This window comes from Micromonospora pattaloongensis (genome assembly GCF_900107255.1).
Taxonomy (GTDB): domain Bacteria; phylum Actinomycetota; class Actinomycetes; order Mycobacteriales; family Micromonosporaceae; genus Micromonospora_I; species Micromonospora_I pattaloongensis.
The window spans coordinates 1,075,708-1,089,407 of record NZ_FNPH01000001.1 but is presented as its reverse complement, the minus strand read 5'-3'; the positions used below and the strand labels follow the sequence as shown (position 1 = coordinate 1,089,407).

At 71.0% G+C, this 13,700-nt stretch carries 11 protein-coding genes and 1 tRNA gene; 4 read left to right on the top strand and 8 right to left on the bottom strand.

The features are described from left to right. Positions 1–651 (top strand): aminodeoxychorismate/anthranilate synthase component II, encoded by a 651-nt coding sequence (locus tag BLW47_RS05275; RefSeq protein ID WP_091551967.1) that lies wholly within the window; start codon positions 1–3, stop codon positions 649–651. A gap of 72 nt (positions 652–723) precedes the next feature. Here BLW47_RS05275 and pknB read toward each other — a convergent pair whose 3' ends face one another. Genes pknB through BLW47_RS05240 form a run of 7 tightly spaced genes read right to left on the bottom strand, consistent with a single transcriptional unit; the run spans position 724 to position 9,553 of the window. Next, complete coding sequence (gene pknB / locus BLW47_RS05270; RefSeq protein ID WP_091551964.1) at positions 724–2,484, bottom strand: Stk1 family PASTA domain-containing Ser/Thr kinase; 1,761 nt, start codon at positions 2,482–2,484, stop codon at positions 724–726. After that, positions 2,481–3,818, bottom strand: a complete 1,338-nt coding sequence (locus BLW47_RS05265) for a serine/threonine-protein kinase (RefSeq protein WP_091551962.1) — start codon at positions 3,816–3,818, stop codon at positions 2,481–2,483. Before BLW47_RS05265 ends, pknB begins: the two co-directional genes overlap by 4 nt. Position 3,819: 1 nt before the next feature. Beyond that, complete coding sequence (locus BLW47_RS05260) at positions 3,820–5,322, bottom strand: peptidoglycan D,D-transpeptidase FtsI family protein (RefSeq protein WP_091551960.1); 1,503 nt, start codon at positions 5,320–5,322, stop codon at positions 3,820–3,822. Continuing rightward, on the bottom strand, positions 5,319–6,812 hold the full coding sequence (locus tag BLW47_RS05255) for an FtsW/RodA/SpoVE family cell cycle protein (RefSeq protein ID WP_425435327.1): 1,494 nt from the start codon (positions 6,810–6,812) through the stop codon (positions 5,319–5,321). Before BLW47_RS05255 ends, BLW47_RS05260 begins: the two co-directional genes overlap by 4 nt. Before the next feature lie 31 nt (positions 6,813–6,843). Continuing rightward, positions 6,844–8,286 carry a PP2C family protein-serine/threonine phosphatase gene (locus BLW47_RS05250; RefSeq protein ID WP_091551956.1) on the bottom strand — a complete coding sequence of 481 codons (1,443 nt, stop codon included), beginning with the start codon at positions 8,284–8,286 and terminating at the stop codon, positions 6,844–6,846. Beyond that, positions 8,283–8,765 carry an FHA domain-containing protein FhaB/FipA gene (locus BLW47_RS05245; protein WP_091551954.1) on the bottom strand — a complete coding sequence of 161 codons (483 nt, stop codon included), beginning with the start codon at positions 8,763–8,765 and terminating at the stop codon, positions 8,283–8,285. Before BLW47_RS05245 ends, BLW47_RS05250 begins: the two co-directional genes overlap by 4 nt. Positions 8,766–8,770: 5 nt before the next feature. Beyond that, on the bottom strand, positions 8,771–9,553 hold the full coding sequence (locus BLW47_RS05240) for an FHA domain-containing protein (RefSeq protein WP_091552609.1): 783 nt from the start codon (positions 9,551–9,553) through the stop codon (positions 8,771–8,773). Positions 9,554–9,794: 241 nt separating this feature from the next. Between BLW47_RS05240 and BLW47_RS05235 the strand changes: the two genes are divergently transcribed. From BLW47_RS05235 to BLW47_RS05225, 3 genes are all read left to right on the top strand, one after another. Next, positions 9,795–9,880, top strand: a tRNA-Leu gene (locus tag BLW47_RS05235). Between the two features lie 147 nt (positions 9,881–10,027). Further along, the gene (locus tag BLW47_RS05230; RefSeq protein ID WP_091551951.1) at positions 10,028–11,101 is read left to right on the top strand and encodes an NAD-dependent epimerase/dehydratase family protein; all 1,074 of its coding nucleotides are present in this window, start codon (positions 10,028–10,030) and stop codon (positions 11,099–11,101) included. Then, on the top strand, positions 11,098–11,904 hold the full coding sequence (locus BLW47_RS05225; RefSeq protein ID WP_091552606.1) for a WecB/TagA/CpsF family glycosyltransferase: 807 nt from the start codon (positions 11,098–11,100) through the stop codon (positions 11,902–11,904). The genes BLW47_RS05230 and BLW47_RS05225 overlap by 4 nt, the downstream gene beginning before the upstream one ends. Before the next feature lie 107 nt (positions 11,905–12,011). Here BLW47_RS05225 and BLW47_RS05220 read toward each other — a convergent pair whose 3' ends face one another. After that, positions 12,012–13,595: a S8 family peptidase gene (locus tag BLW47_RS05220; protein WP_091551949.1), complete on the bottom strand. Its 1,584-nt coding sequence runs from the start codon at positions 13,593–13,595 to the stop codon at positions 12,012–12,014. Between the last annotated feature and the right edge of the window lie 105 nt (positions 13,596–13,700).

The window sequence follows — 13,700 nt, the reverse complement described above, 5'->3', positions numbered from 1 at the left end:
ATGCGCGTACTCGTGATCGACAACTACGACTCGTTCGTCTTCAACATCGTGCAGTACCTCGGTCAGCTCGGGGCGGAGTGCGAGGTGCGGCGCAACGACGAGATCGAGCTGGCCGACGTCGGCCGCGCCGGCGCCGCCGGGGTGCTGCTCTCCCCCGGTCCCGGCACGCCCGAGCGGGCACGGCTCTGCATCGACATCATCCGGGAGTACGGCGAAACGCTGCCGATCTTCGGGGTCTGCCTGGGGCACCAGGCGATCGGCGCCGCGTTCGGCGCGACCGTCACCCGGGCCCCGGAGCTGCTGCACGGCAAGACGTCGCGGGTGCACCACCGGGGCGACGGGGTGCTGGCCGGGCTGCCCGACCCGTTCACCGCGACCCGCTACCACTCGCTCGCCGTGGTGGCCGAGACGTTGCCGGACGAGATCGAGGTGACCGGTCGGACCGAGTCCGGGATCGTGATGGCGATGCGGCACCGCACGCTACCGATCGAGGGCGTGCAGTTCCACCCCGAGTCGGTGCTCACCGAGGGCGGCCACACCATGCTCGCCAACTGGCTCGCCGCGTGCGGCCTGCCGGAGGCGCTGGACCGGGCGCCCGCGCTCGCCGCCGAGGTCGACGAGCGCCGCCGCGGTGCGTTCGCGGCCGCCTGACAGCTCCGGCCGCTGACGCCAAACGGCGCCGGCGATCCCCGTGGTCGCCGGCGCCGTTCGCGTTCCGTGGCGTCAGTTCCGCCCGCTGACCGCCCCCAGGCCGCCCCCGAGTCCACCGAGCGGCGGCGTGACCTCGGGGGTCGGTGACGGGTCCGGGGTCGGCTCCTCCTGCTGCTCCGGAGTGACGACGATCGTCACCTGGGAACCCTTCGTCGCCGTCCGCCCGGCCCTCGGGTTCTGGTCGACGACCGTACCCGGCCTGGGGCCCGGCTGACCCTCCTCCACGTTGACCGTGAAGCCGGCATCCGTCAGGAGGCGTCTCGCGGTGCCCTCACTCTCGCCGACCACGTTCGGCACGACCGCCTGGTTCCCCTTCGAAACCTGGAGCTCGACCGTCGCGTCTTTCTTCACCGCCTTGCCCTGCTGCGGCACCTTCACGACCCGGCCCTGGGGCTCCGTGCTGTTGACGTATTCGACCTTGGCTTGCAGATTCCTCTCGGTCAACTGCTTCCGCGCGTCGTCCTCGGTCAACCCGACGAGGGGCGGGACGACGACGGTGTCCGGCGGGGCGCAGACGACCAGCTCGACCGGGCTCCCCTCGTCCACCTGCTGACCACCCGGCGGGGTCTGCGCCAGCACCGTCGGCGTCTTGCAGTCGTCCTGCTCCTTCGGGGTGCTCGTCACGACGAACCCGGCCGTGCGGAGCTGCGCCTCGGCGGTGTTCGCCGGCTTGCCGACGAACGACTCCAGGGCGACCTGCTTCGGCCCGTCCGGTTCCTGCATGGCGAAGATCAGGCCGGCGATCAGGGCGACCACGGCGAGCACGCCGAGCGCGCTCAGCGTGGCGAGCACCCAGGCCGAGTTCTTCCGCTTCGCCTGCTGCGCCGGAATCGCCCGCGTGGCCCCGGTCGGGGTACGGATCGCGGTCGCCGCCGCGGCCATCGCGACGGTTTCGTCCTCCCGCAGCACCGGCGTGGCCATCACCGGCCGACCGTTGGCGCAGCGCAGCAGGTCGGCCCGCATCTCGCCGGCGCTCTGGTAGCGGTTGAGCGGGTTCTTGGAGAGCGCCTTGAGCACGATCGCGTCGATCGGCGGCGTGACGTCGGGGTTGATGTCGCTCGGCGCCCGCGGGTCCTCCCGGACGTGCTGGTACGCCACGCTCACCGGGCTGTCACCGACGAACGGCGGATGCCCGCAGAGCAGCTCGAAGAGCACGCAGCCGCCGGCGTACACGTCGGAGCGGGCGTCCACGGCCTCGCCGCGCGCCTGTTCCGGCGACAGGTACTGCGCCGTGCCGATCACCGCGCTGGTCTGGGTCATCGTGGTGGCGCCGCTGGCCAGAGCCCGGGCGATACCGAAGTCCATGACCTTGACCTGGCCGTTCTGCGTGAGCATCACGTTGCCGGGCTTGATGTCGCGGTGGATGATCCCGTGCCGGTGGCTGAACTCCAGCGCGGCGCAGATGTCGGCGGTGATCTCCAGCGCGCGGCGCGGCATCAGCCGCCCCTCGGCCGCCAGCACCTCCTTGAGGGTCCGCCCGTTCACGAACTCCATGACGATGAAGGGCAGCGCCTCGCCGGTCGGGGCATACTCCTCACCGGTGTCGTAGACCGCGACGATCGCCGGATGGTTCAGCGACGCCGCGTTCTGGGCCTCCCGGCGGAAACGCTCCTGGAAGGTCTTGTCCCGGGCCAGATCCGTCCGGAGCGACTTGATCGCGACATCCCGGCCGAGCCGGAGGTCGCGCCCCCGGTGCACCTCGGCCATGCCGCCGTAGCCGAGCAGCTCGCCGACCTGATACCTGCCACCGAGCAGGCGGGCCTGCGCCGTCATCTCGTCTGTCGTCCTTCGCTCATGTGGTCGTCACCTTGCCGGAATGCAGAATGCGCGCCCACCTGACGGTACGGCGCGCCCCAGTGACCGGCATCATCGACGCCCGCCTGTCTCACGGCCGCGATCGAATGCTGTCGCGTGCCGAGGCCGCTGACGGCGTCGTCCTGCCGCCAGCGGTAGGAGATCGCCGCGGAGCAGATCAGCACCAGTACGCCGAGCAGGATCGCCAGCACCACGAGAAGCTGCCGGTGTCCCGCGTCTCCGCCCCCTTGTGGTGGTGCCGGCGGTCGGGCATATCCATATGAAGTCGATTGCTGTGGGCGCGCCGGGGGTAAGGGCGCCGCTCCCCGATTGTATCCGGGTGCCGGCGGTGGACCGGCCGACGCGATCATGGGGGCGGCCCGGTGCGGAATGGCGGCCGAACCCGCCACCGGTGGCCGGTACGCCGGCGCCGGCGAGACCGGCGGGCGTACCGGTGAGGTGGCCCGGACCTGCGCGGTCGCCGGGCGGGCCGGCGCGGCGAGCGTGGCGGCCTGGCGCGCCACCGCCGCGAGCGTGGCGGCGCTCGGCCACCGGGCCGCCGGGTCCTTGGCGAGTGCCCGGTCGACGATCGATCGAACCGCGGGCGGGGTGTCCGGCGGCAGCGGCGGCACCGGCTCCCGTACGTGCTTCATGGCGATGTCGAGCGGGTTGTCCCCCTCGAACGGGCGACGTCCGGAGAGGCACTGGTACGCGACCACGCCGAGGGCGTACACGTCGGAGGCCGGCGTGGCGGTCGCGCCGGTGGCCTGCTCGGGCGAGATGTACGAGGCGGTGCCGAGCACCGAGCCGGCCGCGGTGAGCTGCCCCACCAGCTCGGAGCGGGCGATGCCGAAGTCGGTGAGCACGAGCGTGCCGTTGGGGCGGACGAGCAGGTTGCCCGGCTTCACGTCGCGGTGCACGATGCCCTTGTCGTGAGCGGCCTGCAGCGCGTCGGCGGCCTGCGCCACCAGGGCCATCGTGCGGGCCGGCGTGAGGCGGCCGACCCGGCTGAGCGTGCGCGACAGCGCGTCGCCCTCGACGTACTCCATGATCAGGAAGGCGAGGTCGCGGTCGCTGCCGTAGTCGTAGACGTCGACCACGCCGGGGTGGTTGATGGTGGCCATCGTGCGGGCCTCGCCGCGGAAGCGCTCCGCGAAGCCCGGCTCCTCGAGCAGCGCGGGCAGCAGCACCTTCACCGCGACGGTGCGGCCGAGCACGTCGTCGATGCCGCGCCAGACGTCGCCCATCCCGCCGCTGGCGATGCGCTCGTCCAGCCGATATCGGCCGCCGAGCGCCACACCGGGGCTCAGCATGTCACTTGCCTCCCCGGTCGGCGATGACGGCCTTCATGATCTGGCCCGCGATCCGGGTGGCCTCCGCGCTGCCGCCGTCGCCGGCCGACTCCAGCGCGACCGCGACGGCGCTGATCGGCTGGCCGTCCTTCATGACGAAGCCGATGAACCAGCCGTGGTCGTCGCTGACCTCACCGGCCTGGGCCGTGCCGGTCTTGCCACCGACGGTGTAGCCGCTGATCTGGGCGTTGGTGCCGGTGCCGTTCTCGACGACGCTGCGCATCATCTGCTGGAGGCTCTGGGCGACCTGGCTGGAGACCGGCTTGCGCAGCTCGCGCGGCGCGGCGGTGTAGTGGATGGTGGTCCGGTCCGGGCCGAGCAGCTGCTGCACCAGGTAGGGACGCATCTGGCTGCCGCCGTTGGCCACGGCCGCAGCGATCATCGCGCCCTGCAACGGCGTCATCCGCACGTTGTTCTGCCCGATCGCGGACTGGGCCAACGCCCCCTTGTCGTCGCTGCCGTCCGGGTTCTTGATCTCACCTGTACGGCTGGGCGCCACCGGCAGCCCGCCCTCGTTGAGCCGCCCGACGGTGAGCTCGGTGTCCTCGAAGCCGAACGCCCGCGCCTTCTCCTTGATCGTGTCGGCTCCCAGCCGGACGCCGAGCTGCGCGAAACCGGTGTTGCAGGACTCGGTGAGCGCGTCGATCAGGGTGACCTGCGACTCCGGGCAGATCGACGGGTGGGCGTTGCGGATCGGCGTGCCGGAGGTCGGCGCCGTGTAGCTGGGGCCGGCCGGGATGTTGCTGTTCGGGGTGAGCCCGCTCTCCAGCGCGGCCGCCGAGTCGATCACCTTGAAGGTCGAGCCGGGCGGCAGCACCTCACTCAACGCCCGGTTCTTCAGCGGGCCGTCCTTGTCCTTCTCCAGCGCCTCGTACGCCTTTCCGGCGGCGTCGGTGCGATGGCTGACCAGCGGATTCGGGTCGAAGCTCGGCATCGACACGAGGGCCTGGATCGCACCGGTCCGGGGGTCGATCGCGATCGCCGCGCCCTTGTCGACCCCGACCCGGTTGCGGGTCAGTTCCCGGTACGCGGTCTCCTGCGCCCGGCGCGACAGCGTCAGCAGCACGTTCCCGCCGGCGGTGTCGTTGCCGGTGAACAGGTCGCGCACCCGGTCGGCGAAGAGCTGGTCGCTGTTGCCCGCCAGGAACTCGTCCTCGCTCTTCTCGATGCCGGTCGGCACCCCGTTCACCGGCTTGAAGCCGAGCACGTGGGCGTAGATCTCGCCGTTGGGGTAGCTGCGCTGGAACTTGAGCTCGCCGTCGGTCGCCCTGCTGGTGCCGATCGCCCGGCCTGCGACCTCGATGTTGCCGCGCTGGCGGTCGTACTCGGCGACCTGCACGCGACCGTTGTAGTCGCTGGTGCGGTACTCGTCGGCCTTGTAGGCCTGCACCCAGTTGAGGTTCGCGAAGAGCAGGCCGAACAGGATCATGACGACCACGCCGACCCGGCGGAGGGGAGCATTCACGGCCTGATCACCTCCGTGGGGGCACCGTGCAGCTGGGCGGGCGGACCGGCGGGAACCCCGGCGGGACGCCCGGGGCCGTTACCGGTCACCGGCTGCCCGGCCGCGTCGGAGATCCGCAGCAGCATCGCGATCAGCAGCCAGTTGGCCATCAGTGAGGACCCACCGGCGGAGAGGAACGGGGTGGTCTGACCGGTGAGCGGGATGAGACCGGTGACGCCCCCGACGATCACGAACACCTGCAGGCCGAGCGTGAACGCGAGACCGCCGGCCATGAGCTTCCCGAAGGAGTCCCGTACGGCCAGACCGGCCCGCAGACCGCGCTCGACGACCAACAGGTAGAGCACCAGCAGCGCGGAGAGACCGAAGAGTCCGACCTCCTCGCCGATGCCCGCGAAGATGAAGTCGTTGTGCACCTCCGGCACCTTGTCCGGCTGACCGCCGCCCGGTCCCGCGCCGAAGAGCCCGCCCGTGCCGAGGCCGAGCAGGCCCTGCACCAACTGGTAGCCCTTCTCGTACGGATCGGCGAAGGGGTCGAGCCAGATCTCGGCCCGCTGGTAGAAGTTGGCGAACGGCCCGCCGATGGTCCCGCCGAGGAAGTACGCCAGGAAGGCGCCGCCGAAGAAGAGCAGCAGACCGATGATCAGCCAGCTCACCCGCTCGGTCGCGATGTAGAGCGTGACCACGAACATGCCGAAGTAGAGCAGCGAGGTGCCGAGGTCCTTCTCGAAGATCAGGACCAGGAGGCTCAGCATCCAGACCAGCACGACCGGACCGAGATCCCGCCCGCGCGGGAAGTCGATGCCGAGGAACCGGCGGCTCGCGAGCGAGAGCACCTCGCGCTTGCGCACGAGGTAGTACGCGAAGAACGACAGCAGGGCGATCTTGGCGAACTCACCGGGTTGGATCGAGAACCCGCCGACCCTGATCCACAGCTTCGCGCCGTTGATCTCCGAGTAGGCCCGGGGCAGCACCGCCGGGATCATCACCAGCACGATGCCGGCGAGGCCCAGGGTGTACGCGTACCGGGAGACCGAACGGTGGTCGCGGATCATGAACAGCAGCACCGCGGCGAGGATCACCGCCGCGAGCGTCCAGGCGAGCTGCCGACCGCCGGTGCCCGCGAAGACCGGATATCCGAGCCGCTGGGCCGGCGCGACGTCGGCCAGGTCGAGGCGGCGCAGGAAGCCCACCCCGATCCCGTTGAGCAACGCCACCGCCGGCAGCAGCGCGGGATCGGCGTACGGCGCCCGGAGCCGGATCACCACGTGCAGCCCGAGGAAGACCGCCGCGAGCGACGCGGTCGGCAACCAGAAGTCCAGGGTCACCGTCTGGAGCATGTTCGCCTCGATGGTCGCCGAGTAGGCGGCCACCACCAGCATCGAGAGCGCCAGCAGCGCCAGTTCCGCGTTGCGCCGGGTCTTCGGTGCCCGGACGCGCGGCATCTCGCCCGTGATGGTGGGCGTGGCTGCCGGTCGGGCGGGCGCGGTCACTGTGAGAATCCCTCGGTCGTCGAGTGTGCGCTCAGTCTGTCTGTCGACAGCCCGCCGGATCGGTGAGCGGCGGCACCGTGTCGGAGGGTTGAGCGTCGGGCGTGGTCGCCGGGGCACTGGTCGTCGCCCTCGGCGTGGCGCCGGGCGTGGTGCCCGTCACCGTTGCGGCCGTGGGGGTGGGCGTCGGCGGGACGGCGCTCGCCGTCACCTCCGGCTCCGGGCTGGTGGAACAGACCGGCTTCAGGTTGGGGTTCAGCGGATTGTCGTTGGTCAGCTCGGCGAGCCGGCGCTCCGCGTCGGACTCGTTCTTCGCCTGGATGCCCTGCTTAACCCGTTCCTGCGCGACCGACGTCAGGTCGTCCAGGGCGGTGTCGCTGGTCGCATGGACGCTGGAGAGACTGACTCCCGCGATCGCCCCCGGCATCCCCTGGAAGACAGCCAGCTGCCCGTCGTCGGTGGCGCCGACGTAGTACTGCCGCTGCGTGTAGCTCCAGCCCAGCCACAGGCCGCCACCGAGGATACCCAGCAGAACGGCGAGCAGCACCGTGGTTCGCACCGGGTGCCGGCGCGGACGCTCCGGATCCTCATGGCGGCCCGCGGTCGCGGCGGCCTCGGTCGGCTCCGGGGTGGCGGGACGGGGCGCCGGCGCGAGCGCGGCGGACGCCCGTGCCGCCGGGGTCGAGTCGTCGGCCGCGGTCGCCATGCCGCGGTCGCGGGCGGCGGCGCCGCCGACGATCGGCGCGGCCTCGACGATGTCCTGGTCGGTGGCGTCGGCCACGATCACCGTGATGTTGTCGGGGCCGCCGCCGCGGAGCGCCAGCTGGACGAGGCGCTCGACGCACTGCTGCGGGTCGACGTATTCCCGCAGCGTGTCCCCGATGGTCTCGGCGCTGACCACGCCGGAGAGCCCGTCGCTGCAGATCAGGTAACGGTCACCGGGGAGCACCTGCCGCACGGAGTACTCGGGGTCGATGTCACGGCCGTCGAGGGCGCGGGTGAGCAGCGACCGTTGCGGATGGCTGCTGGCCTCCTCGGGGCTGATCCGCCCCTCGTCGACCAGCATCTGCACGTAGGTGTCATCCTTCGTGATCTGCGTGAACTCGCCGTCGCGCAACAGGTACGCGCGGGAGTCGCCGATGTGCACCATGCCGATCTTGCTGCCGGAGAAGAGCGTCGCCGTCAGCGTGGTGCCCATCCCCTCGAGCTGGGGATTGGCGTCGACGGTGTCACGCAGGTGCTGGTTGGCGGTGTCGACGGCCGAGCGCAGGGCGTCGACCAGGGCATCGCCCGGGACGTCCTCGTCGAGCGGAGCCATGGCGCCGATGACGATGTTGCTCGCGACGTCACCGGCCGCCATGCCGCCCATGCCGTCGGCCACCGCGAGCAGCCGCGGTCCGGCGTAGACGGAGTCCTGGTTCCCGTCTCGGATCAGACCGCGGTCGCTGTGAGCCGCGTAGCGCAGGGTGAGAGTCATGGCCGTAACTCGAGAGAAGTGCGGCCGATGCGAATCGGCACGGCGAGGGGTACGGGGGTGGGCCCGGTGACCTTAGCGCGATCGAGGTACGTCCCGTTAGTGGAACCCATGTCCTCGATGAACCATTGGCCGTCACGCGGGACGAGCCTCGCGTGCCGGGCGGAGGCGTAGTCGTCCGTGATCACCAGGGTGGAGTCCTCGGCGCGGCCGATCGTGATCTGGGCCTCGCCGAGGGTGATCCGGGTGCCCGCCAGCTGACCGGCGGTCACGACCAACTGACGGGCGGCACGACCTCGCTTCACCTTCGCCGGCCGGTTCTGCCCCGTCGCCGCGCCGACCCCCCGTGGCGCGGCGACCAGACGGCTCGACTTGGCTCCGGCGAACAGGTCCCGGCGGATCACCCCGACCACGGTGAACACGAAGATCCACAGTAGGACGATGAAACCGATCCGGGCGACGGCGACGACGAAGTCGGGCAAGGTTTCTAGCCGTCCACTCGGAACGTGAGGGTGGTCGTACCCAGCTGGATCATGTCGCCCGGGTTGAGGGCCACCGCCGAAACCCGCTGACCGTTGACCATCGTCCCGTTCGTCGAGCCGAGATCGGTGAGCACCACCTGGGCGCCGTCGAAATCGAGCCGGGCGTGTCGGCGGGAGATGCCGACGTCGGGCAGCCGCAGGTTGGCCTGGTCGCCACGGCCGATCACCGTCGAGCCCATCTGCAGCGGGTAGTTGCGCCCGTCACCGGAGACCAACCGGATGTTCCGCCCGCCCTGTCCCGGCGGCGGCCCGTAGCCGCCACCCTGGTCGTACGGCGAGTACGCCGGCGCCGCGTCGTAGGCCTGCTGGGGCACCGGGGCGACGTCGCCGCCGGTGTAGACCTCGGCCGTGACCCGGAACATCCCCGTGTCCAGGCCGTCGCCGCGCTCGATCTCGACGATCACGTCCCCGTAGACCGTCCAGGCCTGCTCGCCGATGAACTCGGCCTGCGACTGGGCGAGCTCCTGCGCCAGCGCGGCGGCGTACGGCGCGAGGCGGCTATGGTCATAGGGCGAGAGATCGATCACATAGCGGTTCGGCACCAGAGTGCGCCCGCCGGCCAGGATAGCCTTGTGCGCCTCAGCCTCCCGCTGCATGGCGTTGAGGATCTCCACAGGGTGGACGACCCCCTTGAACACCTTCGCGAAGGCCCCTTCGACCAGGCCTTCCAAACGCTTCTCGAAGCGTTGCAGCACGCTCACCGGCTCCTCCTCGGGTTCCGAGGACATGATGGTATCCGGCCGTCGCGCGCGCATCTCACGCGCCGATCGGCCCCTGCTTACGGCCTGTGGTTACGGCCGATGTTGCCGTGCTACTCTTCCCAGGCGCCACGGGCGGCGGATACCGCTCGTGACGACGCCAGGGACAGCGTAATATGTCCCAGCACCTGCCGAAGGGTGGGATTGCAGATACTCCTGGGGGAGCACGAGCAATCCGCACGGGACTGAGTATTATGTCCCGAGCCGGCCCGGGGAAGTGGCGGAATGGCAGACGCGCACGGTTCAGGTCCGTGTGCCCGAAAGGGCGTGGGGGTTCAACTCCCCCCTTCCCCACCAGAGCCGAAGGGGCTCCGCGAAAGCGGGGCCCCTTCGGCGTTTCCGGCATCTTCGGCGCCCGCCGGGAGCGCTCCGCACCGGGCCGCGCGCGCCCGCGCCGCGTTATGCTCCTGAGGTTCTGCTGCCCCCCACGCCCTGGAGTGCCGTGTGAGTGTCGCGTTGGTGACCGGATCAGGTGGCCTGATCGGCTCGGAGGCCGTCCGGCACTTCGCCGGGCTGGGCCTGGACGTGGTGGGCATCGACAACGACATGCGCCGGGAGTTCTTCGGGGCCGAGGCGTCGACGGCGTGGAACGTGCGGCGGCTGAGCGAGGAGCTCGGCGGCGCGTACACGCACCTGACCGTGGACATCCGGGACCGGGACGCGCTCGCGGGCATCTTCCGGCGGTACGGCCGCGACATCGCGGTCGTCATCCACACCGCCGCGCAGCCCTCCCACGACTGGGCCGTCCGCGACCCCTTCACCGACTTCGACGTCAACGCGGGCGGCACGCTCAACGTGCTGCAGAACGTCCGCGACCACTGCATCGAGGCGCCCGTCATCCACTGCTCGACCAACAAGGTCTACGGTGACCGCCCCAACAGCCTGCCGCTGGTCGAGCTCGAGACGCGCTGGGAGATCGAGCCGGGGCACCCGTACGAGAACGGCATCAAGGAAGACATGTCGATCGACGCGTGCCTGCACTCCGTCTTCGGGGCCTCCAAGGTCGCGGCGGACGTGATGGTCCAGGAGTACGGGCGGTACTTCGGCATGCGGACCGCCTGCTTCCGCGGCGGCACGCTGACCGGGCCGGCCCACTCCGCGACCGAGCTGCACGGCTTCCTCGCTTACGTGATGCGGTGCAACATGGAACGCCGCACGTACAAGATCTTCGGCTACAAGGGCAAGATGGTGCGGGACGCCATCCACAGCCACGACGTCGTCTCCGCGTTCGAGGCGTTCTTCCGCGACCCGCGCTCCGCCGCGGTCTACAACCTCGGTGGTGGGCGGCACTCCAACACCTCGCACCTGGAGGCGTTCGCGGTCGCCGAGCGGATCACCGGGCAGCCGATGATCACCGAGTACCACGAGGCCAACCGGATCGGCGACCACCAGTGGTGGATCGGTTCGAACGAGGCGTTCCAGCGGGACTACCCGGACTGGAAGCAGGTCTACGACGTGCCGATGATCCTGCAGGAGATCTACGAGGCGAACGTCGACAAGTGGGTGCCGCAGGCATGATCGCGCAGGGTAAGCGCAACGTACTCGGCGTCCTGGTCGACGCGGTCGACTACGAGGCGGCCACCGCCCAGGTGATCGCGGCAGCGCACGAGCGCCGGCCGCTGGCGCTCACGGCGCTGGCGGTGCACGGCGTGATGACCGGCGTCCTCGACCCGGCGCACAACGCGCGGCTCAACTCCTTCGACCTGGTCACGCCGGACGGCCAGCCGGTGCGCTGGGCGCTCAACCTGCTGCACGGCGCCGGCCTCACGGATCGGGTCTACGGGCCGTCGCTGACGCTGAAGGTGCTTGAGCGGTGCGCCGCGGACGGGCTCCCGGTCTACCTCTACGGGTCCACCGACGAGACGCTGTCCCGGCTGTTGCCGGCGCTGGAGCGGATGTTCCCGGCGCTGAAGATCGCCGGTGTGGAGGCGTCCAAGTTCCGGCAGGTGCAGCCCGGCGAGGACGCGGAGATCGCGGACCGGATCCGCTCGTCCGGCGCGCGGCTGGTGCTGGTCGGTCTGGGCTGCCCCCGCCAGGAGGTCTTCGCGTACGCCATGCGGCCGCTGCTGGACATGCCACTGATGGCGGTCGGCGCGGCCTTCGACTACCACGCGGGGCTGCTGCGCAAGCCGCCGCCGTGGATGCAGCGCGCCGGCCTGGAGTGGCTGTGGCGCCTCGGCCTGGAGCCGAAGCGACTGTGGCACCGCTACATCGTGCTCAACCCCGCCTACCTGGCGCGGCTCGGGGCGCAGAAGACGAAGCTGTGGGCCGCGACGCCGCCCCCGGCCGCGACCGAGCGCCCCGCCTCGTTCAGCGTCTGACCCGGCCGCAGTTCCCGCGTCGCGCACCGACGTCGGACATGGTGAGGTCCCGGCGCGAGCGGCGCCGGGACCTCAGCCGACCCTCCCCAGGTCGGTACGGGGGCTGACTAGACCGTCAGCGTCCAGGTGTCGACAAACCCGGTGTCGCCGGAGTAGACGTCGCGGACCTGGAGCCGCCACGTCCCGTCCGCCGCCTCGCCGGACACGTTGACCGTGTACGTGGCGTTCACGTTGTCCGCGCCGTCGAGGAAGCTGCTGTTCTTGAGCCGGTACGCCGACCCGTCCGGGGCGAGCAGGTCGATGACGAGGTCGCCGCGGAACGTGTGCCGGATGTTCACCGCGACCGTCGCGGACGCCGAGGCGGCCCGGCCACAGCCGGCGATGCTGATCGCGCTGGTCACCGCGGCGCCCGCGTCCGGGATCGGCACGTCGGTGCCGTTGCTGCCCGAGCAGCCGATCGGGGGTGGCGGCGGCGGGGGCTCGGTGCCGCCGTCACCGACGTAGAGCAGGCGGTTCGGGGTGCCGCTGCCCGGGTTGGTCACCACGTTGGGGGTCGCCTTACCGACCAGCTCGTCGCGCACCTGCTGCGGCGTCCAGCTCGGGTTGGCGGCCAACACCAGCGCGGCGGCGCCGGCCACGTGCGGCGACGCCATCGACGTGCCGCTGATCGTGTTCGTCGCCGTGTTGTTCGTGTGCCAGGCGGAGGTGATGTCGACCCCCGGCGCGAGGATGTCCACGCAGGTGCCGTAGTTGGAGAAGCTGGCGGCGGCGTCATTGTTCTGCGTCGCGCCCACCGTCACCGCGGCCGGCACCCGGGCCGGCGACGTGTTGCAGGCGTTCTGCCGGACTCCCAGGATGTTGCCGTTGCCGGCCGCGATCGCGTACGTGATCCCCGAGTTGATCGAGTTGGCCACCGCGTTGTCGATCGCGGTGTCCGCCGAGCCACCGAGGCTCATGTTGGCCACCGCCGGCTTGACCGCGTTCGCCGTCACCCAGTCGATGCCGGCGACGACCTGCGCGGTGGTGCCGCTGCCCTGGCAGTTCAACACCCGGACGCCGACCAGCCGGACGCCCTTCGCCACGCCGTACGACGCGCCGCCCACCGTGCCGGCCACGTGCGTGCCGTGCCCGTTGCAGTCGTCCGCCGACCCGCCGTCGACGGCGTCGAAGCCGCTGGTCGCGCGGCCGCCGAAGTCGTTGTGCGCGAAGTTGATCCCGGTGTCGATGACGTACGCGCGGACGGTGTCCGCCGTACTCGGATAGGTGTACGAGTTGTTCAGCGGCAGGTTGCGCTGGTCGATGCGGTCGAGGCCCCAGGACGGCGGGTTGGGCTGGGTGCCCTGGATCGTCACGGTGTGGTTCTGCTGGACGTACGCGACCGCCGGGTTCGCGGCGATCCGGGCCGCGCGGGTCGCGTCCAACCGCACCTCGAAGCCGCGCAGCGCCGCGCTGTACGTGTGCCCGAGCCGCCCACCGTGCCGCCCGGCGAGATCCCGCGCGGCCGCCGCGACACCGCCACGGCTGACCGAGTTGTCCTTGAAGACGACGATGTAGCTGTCGGCGATCGCCGTGTCACCGCCGACGTTCAGGATCGCGCCCTCCGCCGGCGCTGCGGCGGCCGGCACGGCCGCCGCGGCCAGCATGGCCGACGCGACCGCCCCCACGACCGCCGATCTCCGCGGGATTGTCATGACTTCCTCCCCTCCGACCGGCACGCGCCGCCCGCACGCCGCGCGGCGAGGAATCAGCGGTGCCCGATCTATGGGAAGGCTATTGGGTTGGGCTGGTCGGGTACA